This window comes from Kribbella sp. DT2 (assembly GCF_049844575.1).
GTDB lineage: Bacteria > Actinomycetota > Actinomycetes > Propionibacteriales > Kribbellaceae > Kribbella.
The window spans coordinates 276,024-293,768 of the sequence record NZ_JBNCLH010000003.1 but is presented as its reverse complement, the minus strand read 5'-3'; the positions used below and the strand labels follow the sequence as shown (position 1 = coordinate 293,768).

Annotated in this window: 17 protein-coding genes and 1 tRNA gene; 4 read left to right on the top strand and 14 right to left on the bottom strand. The window is 69.5% G+C overall.

What is annotated here, in order from left to right:
- Window positions 1–37: 37 nt before the first annotated feature.
- Window positions 38–943: a PepSY-associated TM helix domain-containing protein gene (locus ACLQ2O_RS14820; protein WP_425831465.1), complete on the bottom strand. Its 906-nt coding sequence runs from the start codon at window positions 941–943 to the stop codon at window positions 38–40.
- Between the two features lie 4 nt (window positions 944–947).
- Between ACLQ2O_RS14820 and ACLQ2O_RS14815 the strand changes: the two genes are divergently transcribed.
- On the top strand, window positions 948–1,868 hold the full coding sequence (locus ACLQ2O_RS14815; protein WP_425831463.1) for an HAD-IC family P-type ATPase: 921 nt from the start codon (window positions 948–950) through the stop codon (window positions 1,866–1,868).
- A 223-nt stretch (window positions 1,869–2,091) separates the two neighbouring features.
- Here the strand turns inward: ACLQ2O_RS14815 and ACLQ2O_RS14810 are convergent.
- The 3 genes from ACLQ2O_RS14810 to ACLQ2O_RS14800 all read right to left on the bottom strand — a co-directional run bounded on the left by ACLQ2O_RS14810 (window position 2,092) and on the right by ACLQ2O_RS14800 (window position 3,858).
- A tRNA-Met gene (locus tag ACLQ2O_RS14810) sits at window positions 2,092–2,165 on the bottom strand.
- 27 nt (window positions 2,166–2,192) lie between these two features.
- A complete protein-coding gene (locus ACLQ2O_RS14805) occupies window positions 2,193–3,167 on the bottom strand; it encodes a VanW family protein (protein WP_425831461.1) in 975 nt (324 codons plus the stop codon).
- A gap of 31 nt (window positions 3,168–3,198) precedes the next feature.
- Complete coding sequence (locus tag ACLQ2O_RS14800) at window positions 3,199–3,858, bottom strand: DUF4232 domain-containing protein (RefSeq protein ID WP_425831459.1); 660 nt, start codon at window positions 3,856–3,858, stop codon at window positions 3,199–3,201.
- 201 nt (window positions 3,859–4,059) lie between these two features.
- Between ACLQ2O_RS14800 and ACLQ2O_RS14795 the strand changes: the two genes are divergently transcribed.
- Window positions 4,060–5,256, top strand: a complete 1,197-nt coding sequence (locus ACLQ2O_RS14795) for a helix-turn-helix domain-containing protein (protein WP_425831457.1) — start codon at window positions 4,060–4,062, stop codon at window positions 5,254–5,256.
- Between the two features lie 65 nt (window positions 5,257–5,321).
- On the opposite strand, the gene ACLQ2O_RS14790 is transcribed toward ACLQ2O_RS14795, so the two are convergent.
- The 6 genes from ACLQ2O_RS14790 to ACLQ2O_RS14765 form a co-directional block, all read right to left on the bottom strand.
- Window positions 5,322–5,774 carry a hypothetical protein gene (locus ACLQ2O_RS14790; protein WP_425831455.1) on the bottom strand — a complete coding sequence of 151 codons (453 nt, stop codon included), beginning with the start codon at window positions 5,772–5,774 and terminating at the stop codon, window positions 5,322–5,324.
- 109 nt (window positions 5,775–5,883) lie between these two features.
- Window positions 5,884–8,844 (bottom strand): UPF0182 family protein, encoded by a 2,961-nt coding sequence (locus ACLQ2O_RS14785; RefSeq protein ID WP_425831453.1) that lies wholly within the window; start codon window positions 8,842–8,844, stop codon window positions 5,884–5,886.
- Between the two features lies 1 nt (window position 8,845).
- Window positions 8,846–9,412: a PPA1309 family protein gene (locus ACLQ2O_RS14780; RefSeq protein WP_425831451.1), complete on the bottom strand. Its 567-nt coding sequence runs from the start codon at window positions 9,410–9,412 to the stop codon at window positions 8,846–8,848.
- Window positions 9,400–10,437: a YlbL family protein gene (locus tag ACLQ2O_RS14775; protein WP_425831449.1), complete on the bottom strand. Its 1,038-nt coding sequence runs from the start codon at window positions 10,435–10,437 to the stop codon at window positions 9,400–9,402. The genes ACLQ2O_RS14780 and ACLQ2O_RS14775 overlap by 13 nt, the downstream gene beginning before the upstream one ends.
- Entirely contained in the window at window positions 10,434–10,682 is a 249-nt protein-coding gene (locus tag ACLQ2O_RS14770) for a hypothetical protein (RefSeq protein ID WP_425831447.1), read from the bottom strand. The genes ACLQ2O_RS14775 and ACLQ2O_RS14770 overlap by 4 nt, the downstream gene beginning before the upstream one ends.
- A 37-nt stretch (window positions 10,683–10,719) precedes the next feature.
- Window positions 10,720–11,145: a molybdenum cofactor biosynthesis protein MoaE gene (locus ACLQ2O_RS14765; RefSeq protein ID WP_425831445.1), complete on the bottom strand. Its 426-nt coding sequence runs from the start codon at window positions 11,143–11,145 to the stop codon at window positions 10,720–10,722.
- Between the two features lie 153 nt (window positions 11,146–11,298).
- Here ACLQ2O_RS14765 and ACLQ2O_RS14760 point away from each other — a divergent pair, with 153 nt between their 5' ends.
- A complete protein-coding gene (locus ACLQ2O_RS14760; RefSeq protein ID WP_425831443.1) occupies window positions 11,299–12,621 on the top strand; it encodes a zinc-dependent metalloprotease in 1,323 nt (440 codons plus the stop codon).
- Window positions 12,618–13,145, top strand: coding sequence for an NUDIX hydrolase (locus ACLQ2O_RS14755; RefSeq protein WP_425831441.1), 528 nt, complete (start codon window positions 12,618–12,620; stop codon window positions 13,143–13,145). The genes ACLQ2O_RS14760 and ACLQ2O_RS14755 overlap by 4 nt, the downstream gene beginning before the upstream one ends.
- A gap of 209 nt (window positions 13,146–13,354) precedes the next feature.
- Here ACLQ2O_RS14755 and ACLQ2O_RS14750 read toward each other — a convergent pair whose 3' ends face one another.
- From ACLQ2O_RS14750 to ACLQ2O_RS14735, 4 genes are read right to left on the bottom strand one after another with little or no spacing between them, the layout of a single operon-like run.
- Window positions 13,355–13,957 carry a hypothetical protein gene (locus ACLQ2O_RS14750; RefSeq protein ID WP_425831439.1) on the bottom strand — a complete coding sequence of 201 codons (603 nt, stop codon included), beginning with the start codon at window positions 13,955–13,957 and terminating at the stop codon, window positions 13,355–13,357.
- A gap of 9 nt (window positions 13,958–13,966) precedes the next feature.
- Window positions 13,967–15,634, bottom strand: coding sequence for a helix-turn-helix domain-containing protein (locus tag ACLQ2O_RS14745; protein ID WP_425831437.1), 1,668 nt, complete (start codon window positions 15,632–15,634; stop codon window positions 13,967–13,969).
- A gap of 12 nt (window positions 15,635–15,646) precedes the next feature.
- A complete protein-coding gene (locus ACLQ2O_RS14740; protein ID WP_425831435.1) occupies window positions 15,647–16,951 on the bottom strand; it encodes an MFS transporter in 1,305 nt (434 codons plus the stop codon).
- 9 nt (window positions 16,952–16,960) lie between these two features.
- Window positions 16,961–17,698, bottom strand: a complete 738-nt coding sequence (locus tag ACLQ2O_RS14735) for an SDR family NAD(P)-dependent oxidoreductase (RefSeq protein ID WP_425831433.1) — start codon at window positions 17,696–17,698, stop codon at window positions 16,961–16,963.
- Window positions 17,699–17,745: the final 47 nt, after the last annotated feature.

The following is a 17,745-nucleotide window of genomic DNA, read 5'->3' as shown; positions in this document are numbered from 1 at the left end:
AGTCGCTGTAGCCGTAGGTCGAGACCACGCGGCCGCCCTACCGGTCGACGTGGACTGTGCGTTCCTTGCCCGGGTCATGGAAGGCGTACCCGATCGCGGAGTAGACGCCTGCGTCGCTGTCAGGAAGGGCGATCGTCATCGGGTGGCGTAGGCCGTTGCGTTGCCCGACCTCGATCGCGGTGTCGACCGCGGCCACCGAGCGTCCCTTCTCGGACGGATCAGAACGCGGAACCTTGTTCTCGCCCAGTCCCCACGGGACGTTGTGGCTGTGCGGCAGGGATTCGTCCAGCGTCGAGGTCGGGTCCGACAGTGCACCGTGGTCCTCGCTCCACAACGAGCTGCCCTGATTGGTGGCGATCTGCTGGGCCTTCTCACCCCAGAAGCCGGTCCACGGCAAGCCGGACACGACCAAGAACAGCAGTCCAACGCCCAGGACAGCACCGGTACGGCCATGCCGCGACCGCAGCACCGCACCAGCGGCGCCGGCCGCCCGGCGGCGGGCCCTCGCAACCCGGCCCTTGAAGAACAGGTAGTAGCCGGTCAACGCCATCACGACCGCCCAGCACGCGGCGACCTCGATCACGAAGTCGCCGACACGGCCCATCATCAACTCGCCGTGCAACAAGATCGCGGCACCGGACAAGGTGGTGTCGGGGTTCAGCGACCCGAGCACCTTGCCCTCGTACGGGTCGACGAACACGTCCCTGGGTCCGGCCGTCGTGTCGACCGAGAACACCGTCGACCGGTCCGGGCCGGACGGCTCGGTCATCGACACGATCGTTGCGTCCGGGAATTTCCTCTTGACCTCGTCGAGCTGCGCCGAGTACGGCTGCACCCGCAGCCCCGCGGCCTGCTCGACCTTCATCACGTCCGCGTGCAGTGCAGGCTCGATCTGGAACCGGAACAGGTAGATCAGTCCGGTCGTCGCGAGCAGCACCACCACTGGGATGACCCCTCTCGCCCGGGCCGTCCTGGCCGCCGTCGACGGCCACAGTTCCGCGACCGGTGTCGAGGCGGTCACCGGCGCCGGTCTGAGCGGCACCGTCAACGGCCGCCCGGCCCGCCTGGGTCGTCCGGGCTGGATCGAGGCAGGTGACCTGGCCGATCGAGTAACCGGGATGCAGGAGGCCGGCGCCACCGCCGGCCTGGTCGAGCACGACGGTCGGCTGCTCGGTGCGGTCGCGGTCCGCGACGACCTACGACCAGAAGCGGTCGAGGTGATCGCCCGGCTCCGCGCCGACGGCTACACCGTGGCGATGCTGACTGGCGACAACCAGCGCACCGCGGCCGCGCTCGCCGCCCAGGCCGGCATCACCGACGTGTACGCCGACCTGCTTCCCGAGGACAAGTCGGCCATCATCACCCGGCTGCGAGAGACGTGGCCGACCGCGATGGTCGGTGACGGCGTCAACGACGCCCCTGCCCTGGCCACCGCGGACATCGGTATCGCAATGGGCGCCATGGGCACCGATGTCGCAATCGAGACCGCCGACGTCGCATTGATGGGTGAAGACCTGCGGCACCTGCCCCACACGATGAGCCACGCGCGCCGTTCCAGAACGATCATGCTGCAGAACGTCGGCCTGTCCCTGGCCCTGATCACCGTACTGATCCCACTGGCCGCGTTCGGCGTACTGGGACTGGCCGCGGTAGTACTGGTGCACGAGCTCGCCGAGATCGTTGTCATCGGCAACGGTCGTCCGTGCCGGGCGCGCCCGGCCCCTGTCTCCGGCGCCCCAGCCTGCCGCCACGCCAGCCACCGCCACGACCGGCGCCCGATGAGCCGGTCGCCCTCCCGAGACCGACCAGCAACGGACTGCGCAAATCGATCGCTCCTGGTCGTGGACTGCAGCCAATGCCATGCCTGAGGTCTCCGTACGACGAAGAAAACGCTCGTGGTCGGCGACCCGTCAAGCGCGCACCCTGGAACTGACGAAGCGGACAAACCGTGAGCAGGTCATGTCAGATCAGCCCCAGTGATGATCAGGAACACGATTCGTAGACCGTAGCCCAGACCGTAGTCGGCCCACTCTGACGCGACAGACAAAGGCCCTCTGACCAGAGATTCCCCTGGTCAGAGGGCCTTTCAAGTAGCGGGGGAAGGATTTGAACCTTCGACCTCTGGGTTATGAGCCCAGCGAGCTACCGAGCTGCTCCACCCCGCGCCGCTTGCTTGCGAGCTTGAGTCTAGGTCATGGCCGCTGAGCATCCAAATCGGGCCCGGTACAGCGACCAGGCCGAGAGCGCGCGAACGCCGCGATCAGCTGCGGATCAAGCTGATCAACGTCGACGATGTCCACATCGCCGACCCCCGGGACATACTTGACCAGGGCGACGTTCTCGCGGATCAGCTCGTCCTCGACGCGGTCTCCGGTCCGGCGGTCGATGACGGTGCGCCAGATCTCGTTGCGGCGGAAGTACTCGCCGCCGGCCCGAAGGAAGCGCTCGCCGCACGCGAAGACCCGGTACGACGAGGGTGGCGCCTGCTCGGCCAGGAGATCGCCCTCCAGGTAGCGCTCGCCGACTCCGACGCGGAGCTGGAACGTCTGGTCGGTGTCGTTGCGGAACTGCAGGTCCACGTAGTTGTAGACGATGCTGCAGCCCACTCCCCACGGCAGCACCCTGCCGTTGTCGGGGAACGGGTCGAAGCTGTGGGTCGAACGCTGCGTCACCGTGAGCGGTGAGTGCAGGACCATCCAGTGCAGCAGGTTGGCCAACTGGCAGATCCCGCCACCGACCCCCGGACGGGCCTGGCCGTTGGACAGCCGCATGCCCTTGCGGTATCCCTTGCGCCGGGTCGCGTTGCCGACCAGCTTGTTGAAGGAGAAGGTCTCGCCCGGACGGATCAGTACGCCGTCGACCTGTGCGCAGGCCAGCTTCAGGTTGGTCACCTTGTTGTGCTGCATCCACATCTCGGTCTCACCGAGCTGACGCAGCAGCAGCGACTTGTGCCGCTTCACCCGGACCGGCAGGTCTTCACCGTCCTTGATCCGCGCGTAGGCGGTACTGGACCGCATCCACTCGATCCGCCGCCGCCCTCGGTGGTACCGGACCGCCACCGGATAGAGCGCCGGCACGCGCTCCGACCACCGCCGGCCGCGGCCCTGCGGCAGCACCCGCGCCAGCTCCACCGCGGACAGCCGGACCTCGGCATCGATCTCCTGCATCGTTGTTCTCCTCCTGGGCGTCGTGGCCGGGTTACCAGGTGAGGGCTTCGGCGACCGACGACTGCCAGAAGGTGACCTGGGCGGCGCTGTCCACGTACACACCGGACTTGAAGATCCAGGTGGCGTGCGGATCGACCGAGCCGCTGCCGTCGCGGCTGTCGAAGTGCACCTCCAGCTTACGCGCGGTGAACCCGTCGGTGCCTTCACCCGCCGCCGACGAGGTGGTCAGGCCGGCGTACACGGACTCGCCGGGCTTGATCGTCATCACGGCCTGCGGCTGGCTGTCCTGGTTGATCTGGGTCGCGGCCTGCGCCTCGTCGATGCGCAGCCCCGGCGCCTTGTACGCGTTGCACGGGACCTTGCCCGTGTTGGTGGCGGTGATCAGCAGGTGGTTGAGCGGGTTCGACACCTTCGAGACGACGACCTTGGTGTTGGCGCCGGTGCAGGTGACCGTCTGGCTGGTCTTCTTCTCGGTCTTCGGTTCCCCGAACGCCGTGGCGTTGCTGCTGGGCGCCGCGGCGAGCGTGGTGGATGCCGCGGTGGACGGGGTGGGCACCGTGGCGGAGGCGTTCGAGGGGGCACTCGTCGGCGATTCGTCGGCGCCGCCGCAGGCCGCCAGTGAGGCGGTCGCCAGGGCCGCGATGCCGACGGCGAGCAGGTTTTTCCGGTGACGGTGCGTGAAAGCAGACATGTTCGGCTTCTTTCGTGAGGTGGTGTGAGATCAGCCCCCTCCGCCGGATCGGCCGACCGGTGGGGCGGTACTGGTTCCAGGCTGGTCTAGGCTTCGTCCCAGCCGCTACACCATCCGCTGCGAGCGGGAGGATGGAACGTTCGGAACGACTCTGACCTGGGGAAACGTCACATTCCTGGGACGGCCTACTGGGATGGGGAGATGGTGGAACGAGCCGAGGAGATCACCGATTTCGCGGCGTTCCTGACCGATCTGAAGACCCGCTCCGGGCTCAGTTACGCGACACTGGCCAAACGGCTCTACCTGAGCCAGTCGACCTTGCACCGGTACTGCAACGGCGACGCGGTGCCGACGGAGTACGCGCCGATCGAGCGTCTCGCCCGGCTGTGCAAGGCGACTCCGGAAGAGCAGGTCGAGCTTCATCGTCGCTGGATCGTCGCCGACGCGGCCCGGCTCCGGGACCGCAGGACCACGTCCACGGACGAAGGACCTGAGACCGGCGACGACACGTCGGTTCCCCTGGCCGCCGAGCCCGACGTCTTCTCCGCCAACTCGACGGCCGCCTCGGCATCGACGACGGATCCTCTGCCGCCCGAGGTCGCGGGCAACGAATCCGCGCGGCCCCGGCGGCCGCTCCGGCCTCTCCTGGCCGTTTGTGCCGCGATCGTCCTGATCGCGGCCGTCGCCCTGGTGGTCCGTAACGCCACCTCCGGGACGCGGTCCGACGACGCCGGCGCCGAGACCTCGGGCCCGACGGACTCGTCAGGCTCGCCCTCGGTGACCAAGTCCTCGATCGCAGCGGCGCCTTTGGCGCTCGCGGTCAACACCCACGCCTGGGACGACCCCTGTGACGGTCTGTACCTGCTCGATCGGCCGCCGGGCGAGGTCCCGCCGCCACCGGTCGAGCAGGACGCCCGAGGTTGGGTCGAAGCCCTGGGCGGTGTCGCGGCCGGCCACCAACGGATCGAGCTCACCGTTCAGGGAGCCGGTAAGGACACCGTCGTACTCCAGTCGCTGAACATCCGGGTGGTCCAGGCCGGAAAGCCTCGGCCGGGCGCCGTCTTCCGGATGGGCGACGGCTGCGGCGGCGGTGTCGAGACCAAGACCTTCGACATCGATCTCGACGCCGGTCAGGCGCAGGCCAAACCACTCGCCGGCCAGCGGGGCTTCCCGCTCAAGGTGAGCGAGTCCGACCCGGAGGTGCTCTACCTCACCAGCCGCACCACCAAGCGCGAGGTCGCCTGGTACCTCGAGATGCAGTGGTCCAGCGGCGGCCGCAACGGTGTGCTGCGCATTGACGACCACGGCAAACCCTTCACGACCACCCCCTCGGCCGGCCGCCGCGGGTACATCTATCCCCTCGGCGGCACCAAGTGGGAGCCCGCACCACCGTCCTGATCGAGGCCCGGCGATCACCACTAACGCGGTTCCTGGGCGGTAGCCGACTTGATACGGGTGGTCGGCTAGTCGGGGTGGAAGCCTTCCGCGGTGGTCAGTAGCGCTTCCTGGGGGTAGCGGGATCGGTCGATGGTGAGCTCGGCGGCCAGGCCTGGCTGGACGAAGTAGAAGACGTGACCGTCGCTGACGTAGCCGCCGTACGACCCCACGTGGGCCGGGGTGAGCTCCCAGGTCGCGGGGTCTTTCTCGTGGTACTCGGTGAGGAAGTCGCGCAGTGACTCCAGGTCGGCGACGCGGTCGCCGCGGATGGTCTTGAGGCTGAGGTCGACCGCGGTCGCGTCGCCGGTGGTGGTCTCCCAGACCCGGCTGTGGAAGGTGACGTCCTCCCACTCGTACTCGAAGTCGGACGGGGTACCGATGTTGGCGGGGACATGAGTGATGGTGAAGCCGTCCAAGGTGCACACCTCCGGTTGGGGGAACAGTCCGGCGAACAGGGCGATCAGAACAAGAGGGATCATGCCTGAAAGATGCCGGGGAAGTACCCAGTGCGGAGATCCAGAAAAACAGCTGTGGACAAAAGGAGAACGGCGGCCTCCCCCGCAGGGGAAGCCGCCGTTCCGGAGAGACTCAGCCAGTCGGTGACGTCGGCGGACTGGTCGGCGCCGGCGTCGTTGTCGGAGTCGGTGTTGGCGTCGGCAGCTGCGCACCGGCCGCGATCGCCCGGGCGACTGCCGCCTGCGCCTTCTTGACGTTCGTCTGGTACCCGTTCAGGTCACCACGTCTCAGCGCCGCCTCGGCGTCCGCGAACGACTTGTCCGCGTCGGTCAGCGCCTGCTTGATCGTCTGGTTCGCCGGCGGCTGCTGCGGCGGGTTCGGCTTGTCCGGCGGCGGGTCGTCGGGTGTGCCCACCGAGGTGTTGAACACCTTGGTCAGCGCCTCCGACAGCGTCGACCCGAAGGCGACCTGGTCACCGAACGACACCAGCACGTACCGCAGGACCGGATAACTACCGGCACCTGACGTCCGCACCGAGTACACCGGTTGCACGTAGAGCAGACCGCCACCCAGTGGCAGGGTCAGCAGGTTCCCGTACTGGGCTCTCGCGCCGCTGCTCGGCTGGTTGATCGGCAGCAGCGCCTGTCTGATGCCCTCGTCGGTCTGGAACTTGTTGTAGACCTGTCCAGGACCGGGGATCTGCACGTTGCCCGGTAGTCGAAGGATCCTGAACTGCCCGTAGTCCGGTGACGACGCCTCCGCGTCGACGGCCATGAAGGCGGTCAGGTTCTCCCGTTCGGCGTTCGGCACGTAGACCGAGGTGAGGGAGAACTTCGGCGAGTCCTGCCCGGGCATCCGCAGCGACAGGTAGAACGGCGGCTGGTTCTGCGCCGGGGAGTCCGCCGTACCGGTGCCGGTCGGGTCGGCCGGGACGCGCCACAGGTCGCTGTTCTGGTACCAGGTGCCGGCGTCGACGACGTGGTACTTGGCGAGCAGGTCGCGCTGCACCTTGAAGATGTCCTCGGGGTAGCGCAGGTGCGACATCAGCGCCGGCGAGATCTCCGAGCGCGGCTTGACGGTGTCCGGGAACGCCTTCATCCAGGTCTTCAGCACCGGGTCCTTCTCGTCCCAGGCGTACAGCTCGACCGAGCCGTCGTAGGCGTTCACGACCGCCTTGACCGAGTTGCGGATGTAGTTGATCTCCTCGCTCGGCTGCGACGCGATCGCCCCACGCCCGGTGGTGGTGTCCCGGGTGCTGTCGTCGAGCGCGACCTTCTGCGAGTACGGGTAGTTCGCCGAGGTGGTGTAGCCGTCGACGATCCAGACCACCTGGCCGTCCACGACGGCCGGGTACGGGTCGCCGTCCGGGGTCAGCCACGGCGCGGCCTTCTCGACCCGCTCGCGCGGGTTGCGGTCGTACAGGATCTTCGACTCGTCGTTGACCCGGCTGGACAGCAGCAGGTTCGCGTCGCGGAACTTGGTGGCGTACAGCAACCGGTTGAAGAACGACCCGATCTGGACGCCGCCCTTGCCCTCGTAGGTGTTCAGCGTCGGGTCGCCGCCGCTCTTGCCCTCGGGGGTGTCGAGCTCGACCGCCGCGCCGCCCTTCGGCGCGCCGACGACGGAGTAGTCCGGGGACTGCTCGCCGAAGTAGATCCGCGGCTCGTACTCACCGAAGTCACCGGTCGGCGGCAGGTCCTTGGAGGAGAAGACCGGCGTACCGTCGGCGGCGCGCTGGTTGCCGTTCGCGGCGACGACGCCGTAGCCGTGGGTGTAGACGGTGTGGTCGTTGTTCCAGTTGCGCTGGCCGGCCGGCAGCCGGTCGACCTGGACCTCGCGGACCGCGATCACGGTGTCGCGGGTCTCGTTGCCGATCTTGTACCGGTCGACGTCGAGGTCGGTCGGGAACGAGTAGAAGCCGCGGACCTGCTGCAGCTGCTCGAACGTCGGGCCGACCACGCTCGGGTCGATCAGCCGGATCCCGGGCAGTACGCCCGCGTCGGCCTGCAACTCGGTCGACGTCGCCGTGGTCTTGGCGGCGTAGTTCTCGACCTTGGTGTTCTCCAGGCCGTACGCCTGGCGGGTGGCCTCGATGTTCTTCGTGATGTACGACGCCTCGCGCACCGGCTCGCTGGGGCGGACCCGGAGCTGCTGGAGGGCGGCCGGCCAGAGCGCGCCGAGCAGCACCGCGGACAGGATCAGCACGACGGTGCCGACTCCCGGGAGCAGCCAGGTCTTGCGGATGACGTTCGCGAAGAACAGCCCGGCGCACAGCACGGCTATGACCGCCAGGATCTCCTTGCTCGGCAGGACCGCGTTGTCACCGGTGTAGGAGATACCGGTGAACAGGCGACTGTCGGACGTGGTCAGCCCGAACCGGTCCAGCCAGTAGCTGAACGCCTTGAGCAGCACGAGCAGACCGAGCAGCACGGAGAACTGCACCTGCGCCGCACCGGAGGCCTTCTGCCCCTTCGCGGACGGGCGGAAGCCGCCGTACAGGTAGTGGGTGATGATCGCGGCGACCAGCGAGAGCAGGACGATCGAGTAGCCGAAGCCGAGCAGGACGCGCAGCCACGGGTAGTCGAAGACGAAGAACGCGATGTCCTTGTTGAAGTGCTTGTCGGTCACCCCGAACGGCGTCCGGTTGCGCCAGGCCAGGAAGACCTTCCACTCCCCCGACGCCGCGGAGCCGCCGAAGATCAGCATCAGCGTGCCGAGCACGCCGACCGCGATCTTGCCGCGGGACTGCAGCAGGTCGCCGTACCGCTCGAAGCCCGGGCTGGGCGACGGAGCCAGCGCGACCCGTGGCCTGGTCCGGTACGCGACGATGACGTTGGCCACGACGGCCGCGGCCATCAGCAGACCGACCACCACGAACAGCAGCACCCGGGTGCCGAGCACGGTGCCGAAGACCGAGCCCAGGTCGACCGAGCGGTACCACAGGCGCTGCGTCCAGACGTCGGTGAAGACGCTGAAAAGAATGAGCAGCACGATCAGCGTGGCGATGGTGGGCAGCAACGCCTTGGGGCGCTGGCCGGGAGTTCGCCGCGATCTGCGCGGCTCCTCCGGCATGTCGTAGACACCGTCGCTCATGCTACTTCTCCTCGACGCTGGAAGGCTCGAATGTCAGTGACAGTACTTGGCAGAGGGTAGGAACCAAGTCGCTGCCGGTCAGGACGGCGCTGTCTTCGTCGTGCGAACGCAGCCGGACGGCGCCGAACTGCTGCCCTTCACGCAGTACGGCGGCCACCATGCGCACCTCGTGCCGGCGCGGATCGCTGCCCGCCATCCGGGCCAGCTCGGCGTCGGACTCGGCATCGGACAGGCCCGACTCGACCGAGGCCGGCAGCACCACCCGCTCCACCGCCAGCGCACAGCCGGAGACGCCCTCCGGCCACTCGATCTGAGCCAGTACGCCGGCCAGGTCGCTGTCGTCGACGCCACCGGGCAGCTCGCCCTGGGCCACCGGCGTCAGCGGCTGGGCCGCATCGCCGGCGCCAAGCTCGGACGCCAACTGCGGCTCGGCGGCCAGCAGCTCCTTGGTCGGCACCAGCGCGAACAACTGCGCGGGCTGGTCCCAGCCCGCGCTGCTGACGTGCTTCTCGATCTCCACCACCGCACGGCTGAGCGCGTCGGCGGGCAGGTTGTCTATCGCGTGCATGCGGGGACGTCTCCAGTTCCACCGGACAGTGCTTTCAGGGCGCCGATCGCGTCGTTCAGGGTGCTGATCTTGACCAGCTGGATGCCGTCGACCCCGGCGTGCAGGGCGGCCTCGCAGTTCGCGGCCGGGACCAGGAAGACCGTGGCGCCGTCGTTCTTGGCGCCGGCGATCTTCTGCTGGATGCCGCCGATCGCGCCGACCTGGCCGAGCGCGTCGATGGTGCCGGTGCCGGCCACGTGCCGGCCGCCGAGCAGCTCGCCCGGGGTGAGCTTGTCGTAGATGGCCAGCGCGAACGCCGTACCGGCGCTCGGCCCGCCGATGTCCTGGCCGAGGTTGACGCTCACCTTGACCGTCGAGTCGACGCCGACCGTGATGCCGACCATCGGGCGGGTCTCCTCGCCGGGCGTGGCCGCGGCCTTGACCACGACGGTCTGCTCGGCGCCGCCGCGCCGGATCAGGAAGCTGACGTTCTCGCCGACCTTGTTCTTGCGGACCAGGTCGCCGACCTGCGGGATCTGGGTGGCGGCGACGCCGTCGACCTTCAGCACCACGTCACCGGGCTTGAGCTTGCCGTCGGCCGGGCTGTCCTTGGCCACCGACGCGACCTTCGGGTGGTACGGCGCCTTGGCGGCCTGCAGGGCGGCGGCGACCGCGCTGTCCTGCGACCCGGTCATCTCGGCCGTGTTCTGCTCCTCCACCTGGTCCGCGCTCTGCTCGGGCGGGTAGATGATGTCGCGCGGGAACAGGTCGTGGTGCGGGTCGAGCCAGTTGCGCATCGCCTGCGGCAGGGTCAGGTCGCGGTCCGGCGAGGTGACCGAGACCGTGGTCAGGTCCAGCTGCCCGCTGGTCGGGAAGGTCGCGGCCCCGGTGACGTCGATCACCGCCTTGCCGTTGGCGTTGCCCAGCGTGTCCTTGACCGGGCCGGGGCTGAACGACACGAACGGCACCGGGAAGACGGTGACCAGTCCGAGTGAGAAGACGAGCACGATGATCGCGGTGACCAGCGTGGCGGTACGACGTGTCACGAACCCTGCCCTGCGGCCTTGGCCGGCTTGAACTTGTGGACGAGACCGCGCAGCCCGGTGCGCGGTACGGGAGTGGCCCGGGGGCCGGGAGCGGCGAGCGCGTCGGTGAACTGACGGAAGTCCTCGACCGAGGCGAAGGCTCCCCCGGTACGGCGGGGGCCGCGGGTCCGGCCACGCCAGGCGGCCCAGCACATCGCCAGGACGGTCGCGGCCAGCGGGAACGCCAGCCAGGCCAGGACCCTCATCCGGTCACCTTCACAGTCATACGCCCCAGCGTACGGGTCAGCAGGCGCCGACCCACTCGCTCGCACCGTCGGTGAAGTGCTGGTGTTTCCAAATCGGGACCTCCGCCTTGAGGTCGTCGATCAGCCGGCGGCAGGCGGCGAACGCGACGTCGCGGTGCGCGGCGGCCACGGCGACGATCACGGCGGCGTCGCCGATCACCAGCGGGCCGGTCCGGTGCACCGCCGCGAGCGCGGTCACGGCCGGGTCCTCGCAGATCCGCAGCGCCACCTTGCGCAGGTGGTCGAGGGCCTCGGGATGGGCTTCGTAGGTCAACTGGTCGACCGGGCGTGCGTCGTCGTGGTTGCGCACCGTGCCGATGAACAGCGCGGTCCCGCCGGCGGCCGGGTCGGCCACCGCGGCCAGGACCTCGTCGCTCGACAGCGCGGTGGCGCGGATGTCCAGCAGCCTGATCGCGTCGCTCATGACCTTCCTCGTCTCCTACCGTGATCGCACACAGTATCCCAGCCCCGCGTCTGCGCACGGCGTACAGGCAAATGCGTTCGCCTCTGGAGGAACGGTAACCCGCCACCGGTACGTTGGAGTCGTACGCCCCGTCAGCACAGGAAGGCCACCGAGATGAGCGACGAACCGGACAACCCCTTCAAGGGAACTCCGTTCGAGGCCATGTTCCAGCAGTTCTCCGGTGCGGCCGGCCAGGGCGGCACCCCAGACCTGAACGCCATCTTCGCCCAGGTCCAGCAGCTGCTCAGCGGCTCGACCGACGGCAAGCCGGTGAACTGGGACCTTGCCAAGGACATCGCCCGCAAGACCGTCGCGGCCAACGGCGACCGCTCGGTCACCGCGAACGACAACGACCGGGTCGCCGACGCCGTGCGCCTGGCCGAGCACTGGCTGGACCCGGCGACCACGTTGCCTGAGGCCTCAACCACGTCCGCGGCCTGGAGCCGCGCGGAGTGGGTGGAGAACACGCTGCCCACCTGGCAGACCGTGGTCGATCCGGTCGCCGAGCACGTCGCCGGCGCGATGGGTACGGCGCTGCCGGCCGAGGCCCAGCAGCTGGCCGGGCCGATGGCGGGCATGCTCCGCCAGCTCGGCGGCTCCGTCTTCGGCGCGCAGGTCGGCCAGGCGCTGGGTGAGCTGGCCGGCGAGGTCGTCAGCTCGTCCGACATCGGCCTGCCGCTGGGACCGGCCGGGCAGGCGATCCTGCTGCCGGACAACGTGGCCAAGTTCTCCGAGGGCCTCGGTGTGACCGACGAGGACGTCCGGCTCTACCTGGCGCTGCGCGAGTGCGCGCACCAGCGGCTGTTCGCCGGTGCGCCGTGGCTGCGGCAGCACCTGTTCTCGCACGTTGCCGACTACGCGGCCGGGATCCAGGTGGACACCGGCAAGATCGAGTCCGCGATGTCCGAGGTCGACATGCAGAACCCGGAGGCCCTGCAGTCGGCGCTGGCCGGTGGGCTGTTCGAGCCCGAGGACTCCGAGCAGCAGAAGGCGGCGCTGGTCCGGCTGGAGACGGCGCTCGCGCTGGTCGAGGGCTGGGTCGACGACGTCGTCCGGGAAGCCACCAAGGACCGGATGCCTGCCGCCGTACAGCTGGCAGAGACCGTACGGCGTCGCCGCGCGGCCGGTGGCCCCGCTGAGCAGACGTTCGCCACGCTGGTCGGGCTGCAGTTGCGGCCTCGCCGGCTGCGGGACGCGGCGAACCTGTGGGCCGCCGTACGGGATGCGCGCGGAGCGGACGGTCGGGACGAGCTGTGGTCACACCCGGACCTCCTGCCGACCACGGCGGACCTGGACGACCCGATCGGCTTCGCCCAGCAGACCAGCGCCTCCGAGCTGTCCGACTCGGACATCTCGGACTTCCTGGACCAGGCCGACAAGGACAGCGACTCGAAGGACGACGGCGAGTCGAAGGACGAGGGCCCGAAGGACCAGTGACGCTGCACGAGGACGCCACTGACGTACTGACTCGCTGGACTCCCCCGGACGCGGAACAGGCCGCGCTCCGGGAGCACTACCTGCGCTACCTGACCGACCACGCAGACGGCATGTGGCGCAGCAGCCGGCCCGAGCACCTCACAGCGTCAGCACTGGTTGTGGACGCCAGCCAGGGCCGGGTGCTGCTCACCCTGCACCGCCTGGTCGGCCGGTGGCTGCAGCTGGGCGGTCACTGCGAGCCCGGTGACACCACGCTGGCCGGCGCGGCGCTGCGGGAGGCGACCGAGGAGTCCGGCCTGTCCGACCTGAAGATCAGCGCCGAGCCGCTGCAACTGTCACGGCATCTGCTCGAGGCCGGTGGCTGTAGCGGTGCGTACCACCTGGACGTGCAGTACCTGGTGACGGCGACGGCCGGGACGGACTACGTGGTCAGCGAGGAGTCGCACGACCTCGCGTGGTTCGACGTCGCGGCGCTGCCGGCCGATCTCGACCACTCCGTCGCGGAGCTGGTCGGAAGACTCTGAGGGGTGTGCGGGCCGGTCCCTGTGATCCGGCCCGCACACGTCTGTCCGGGATTCGCCGCTCCCCCCTTCGCCGGGACCCGCCGGTTTCACCGCCCCTGAACGGCACCGACGGGCTGATCCCGGTTGCGGCGAACAGCCCTGGTGGACACCCCCATGTCCCCGCTGTCCTGTGAAACGAGCCAGCCTCCGGAAGGTGACGGGTCAGGTAGTTACTTTCCGCGGAGAAGCGCGCGGGTGGCGTCCCAGCCTTCGAGGCCCGGGTCGAGGCGGGCCAGGTCCGCGTTCGAGCGGAGGCGGTGCCAGCCCGGGCCGAGGGCCACGGCGTGGCGGCGTGGCTTGAGGTGTTCGAGCGTGCCCAGCGGGGTGTCGAAGACCGGATCGGCCGCGGTGACCCAGGGCGCGACGGGGAGCTTCACGCCGATCGCGCAGAGGGTCCCGTCCTCGGCGGGGGTCACAGCGACGTCTGCCGATGACAGGGCGCGGAAGAGCTTGCCAACCAGGAGCCCGGGCAGATCCGGTACGTCGTGGCTGACCGCAACGGTCGCCGCGGCCGGACCGGCCTTGTCGACAGCGTCCAGCACCGACTCCGCGGCGTACACGGCGGTGCCGGGCCAGGTGAGTGCGGCGATCTCGGCAAGCCCGGCGTCGTCTCCCCCGACAACAGCAACAGCCACCTCGACCAGGTCCAGCGCGGCCAGCACCTCGTACGTGTCCTCGGCCAGCGCCAGTCGCCAGGCCTCGGGCTCGCGGCCGGGCGGAGCCCACGTGCCGACCGCCGGTACTGCCAGCACTACTACTCGTCGGTCGATCACCGGCTGAGCCTAGCCGTGCAGTGTCCGCAGCAAACGCAGTGCCACCTGTACGTCGAGCGCGCGCTCCGGCTCCTGCCAGCCGTCGCCGAGCAGTGCGGTGATGCGATCGAGCCGTTGCTGGACCGTGTTGGGGTGGATGTGCAGGGCGGTGGCTGCTCGGGTCGGGCTCTGGCCGGCGGCGAAGTAGGCCTCGAGCGTGCCGACCAGGTCGGTGCCTCGCTGGGAGTCGTACGCCGTGACCGGCCCGAGCACGTGGGCGACGTGGGCCTTGACGTCGACAGTGGCGGCTCCGACCAGACCGGCGACGCCCAGGTCGTCCGGTGTGGCCGCGTGGCCGGACTTGCCGAGGCGAAGCATGGTCAGGGCCAGGCGGGTCGCCTGCTGGTACGCGTCGACCAGTGACTGGCCCCAGCGCGCTGGGCCGGTGACGGCGACGGTCAGGTCGCAGCGGCGCGCTACGTCGGTCAAGGCCTTGGCAGCGGCCACCGTGTCCGGCAGGGCGAGCAGGAGGACCAGGTCACCGGCGTACGGGCCGACCAGTACGAGGCGCTCCTGCAGCGGCGCCGACAGTCGAGCCAGTACGCCGGTGTGGTCGCCGCGGCACAGCGCGACGACCAGTTGCGTCGGCAGCTGCCGAGCGGGGTCGATCAGGCGGAGCCGGTCGGCCAATGCACGCGGATCGGCGGCGCCGCTCAGGGCGTCGGCCAGGATGTCGGCCTGCGCGCGCTGCGACTGTTCGGCCGCCTGCCGCCGGAACAGCAGCACCAGAGCCGTGACGACGGCAGCCCGCTCGACGATCCGCTGGTCCGCTGCGGACAGCGAGGCCACTCCCCCGATCACCAGCGCACCGAGTCGCTCTCCCTTGGCCGTCACCGCCACCATCCAGCCCGATCCGCTGCGGACCAGCCGACCCGAGTCCGACGCCGCGACCGCCCTGACAGCAAGGGATCTGTCGACCTGGCCCGACGCAGCGAGCTCGTTGCCCAGTGCATCGAACAGCACGACCCACACGTCCAGCAGCTCAGCCAGTGCGGCAGCGATCGCGTCGACGTCGCCACCGGAGAGCACGATGTCAGCGAACCGGTCATGCGCTGCTGCAGCATGCTCCACCCCGGCATGGGCTTCCGACACCTGCTCCAGCGCCGCAGCGGTCTCCGCAGCCGCCCGGACCTGCACGATGGTCACCGCAGCCAGTGCGGCCAGCGAGCCGAGCAGTGAGACCTCTGCCGGGCTGAAGGGCCGCGCTGTCCGGTTGGAGGCGAACAGCACACCGACGAAGGCGCCGTCGACGATCAGCGGTGTCCCGAGGATCGCCACCAGGCCCTCCTCGCCGACAGCGTCGTCGATCGGGCTGGTGTGCCGGAACCGGTGGTCGCTGGGGTAGTCGGTGGTCCAGTACGGCTTGTGGGTCTTGGCGACCAGGCCGCCGAGTCCCGCGCCCAGCGGGAGGCGGAGCTGCTGGAACGCCGCCGAGACCGAGCCGTCGGTGGCTCGCATGTAGGTGTCGCCGCGGGCGGCGTCGTACAAGGTCAGGTAGGCGACGTCCGTGCCGATCAGGGTGCGGGCGCGATGCACGATCGTGTTCAGGACCCGGCCGGGGTCACGGGCCGACGCCAGCTCGAGAGCGATGTCGACCAGAGCGGTGAGCTCGGCTTCACGCTTCCGGCCGGCGTCCATGGCCCTCCTGTCTCAGACCTGTGCGAGGTCGCGCTTGCTGGTCTCGCCGTAGCTGACGACGGCGATCAGCGAGATCACCGAACACACTGCCACGTAGACCGAGATCGCGTAGCCCGAGTCGTACGCCTTCAGCAGCGCCACCGCGATGAACGGTGCCAGGCCGCCGGCGACGATCGAGGCCAGCTGGTAACCGACCGAGACCCCGGAGTACCGGACCCGCGTCCCGAACAGCTCGGTGAAGAACGACGCCTGCGGCCCGTACATTGCGCCGTGCAGCACCAGCCCGACGGTCACCGCCAAGGTCGCCAGCGCGAAGTTCTTCGTGTCCACGAAGGCGATGAACACGAACCCCCAGATCCCCACCCCGGCCGCGCCGAACAGGTACACCGGCTTGCGGCCGACCCGGTCCGACAGCGCACCCCACAGCGGGATCGCGCAGAAGTGGATCGCGGCCGCGATCAGTACGGCGTTCAGTGCGAACGACTTGCCGAGGCCGAGATGGTCCTTGGCGTACGTCGCGATCACGATCGTGAAGATGTAGTAGCTGACGTTCTCGGCCATCCGGGCGCCCATCGCGGTCAGGATCTCCCGCGGGTACTTGGTGATCACCTCGACGAACGGGATCTTCTCGCTCGGCTCCTGCTTGGCCCTGGCCTGCTGGAACAACGGCGACTCCTCGATCCGCAGCCGCACCCACAACCCGACCAGGACCAGTACGGCGGACAGCAGGAACGGGATCCGCCAGCCCCACGAGTTGAACGCCGCGTCGCTCTGGAAGGCCGCGAGCCCTGCCAGTACGCCGTTCGCGATCAGCTGCCCGGCCGGCGCACCCGCCTGCGGCCACGACGCCCAGAAGCCACGCCGGGCCGGGTCGCCGTGCTCCGACACGATCAGGACGGCGCCGCCCCACTCACCTCCGAGCGCGAAGCCCTGGATCAGCCGCAGCACGGTCAGCAGGATCGGGGCCAGCGCGCCAACCTGCGCATACGTCGGCAGCAGGCCGATCGCGAAGGTGGCCACGCCCATCATCAGCAGCGACAGCACCAGCAGGTTCTTGCGGCCGATCCGGTCGCCGAAGTGGCCGAACACGACCCCGCCGATCGGCCGGGCGAAGAAGCCGACCGCGAAGGTGGCGAAGCTGAGCAGGGTGCCGGTGAGCTCCTCGCCCTTGGGGAAGAACAGGTCGCCGAAGACCACGGACGCGGCGACGCCGTACAGGAAGAAGTCGTACCACTCGACGGTGGTGCCGACCAGGCTGGCGCCGACCACGCGGGCGATCGGGGTCCGCTCGCGGACCGGTTCTGTGGACGTGGACATGCAGGCTCCTTAGTGGGCGGTCCAGCCGCCGTCGAGGACGAACGAGCTCCCCGTGAGTGAGGCCGACGACGGGCCGCAGAGCAGCGCGACCACCTCGGCGACCTCGTCCGGCTCGATCAGCCGCTTCACCGCGACCGGTTCGAGCAGGATCTTGTCCAGCACCTCCGCCTCGGTCAGGCCGTGGACAGCGGCCTGGTCGGCGAGCTGGGCAGTGACCAGCGGCGTCCTCACGTACGCCGGGTTCACGCAGTTGCTGGTGACGCCGTGCGCGGCGCCCTCCAGCGCGACGACCTTGCTGAGGCCTTCCAGCCCGTGCTTGGCCGCGACGTACGCCGCCTTGAACGGACTGGCCCGCAGGCCGTGCACCGAGCTGATGTTGACCACCCGGCCCCAGCCGGCGCCGTACATGTGCGGGAGGCTCTGCCGGATCAGGCGGAACGGCGACTCGAGCATGAGCCGCAGGATGTAGCCGAACCGCTCCGGCGGGAACTGCTCGACCGGAGCGACCAGCTGGACGCCCGCGTTGTTCACCAGCACGTCCACGTCGGTCGGCAGGTCCTGCAGCCGGTCCAGGTCCGCCAGGTCAGCCTGTACGGCGTCGATGCCGTCGCCGGCCACCGCCTGCAGCCCGTCGGCATCGTGGTCGACCGCCACGACCCGCAGGCCCTCAGCGGCGAGCCGGCGGGCGCAGGCAGCGCCGATCCCGGACGCGGCGCCGGTGACTAGGGCACGACGTGGTGTGGTCATGCGGAGACTTTAGGAAGCCGATTGCCTTGCAGCCATGGGCTGGCGGC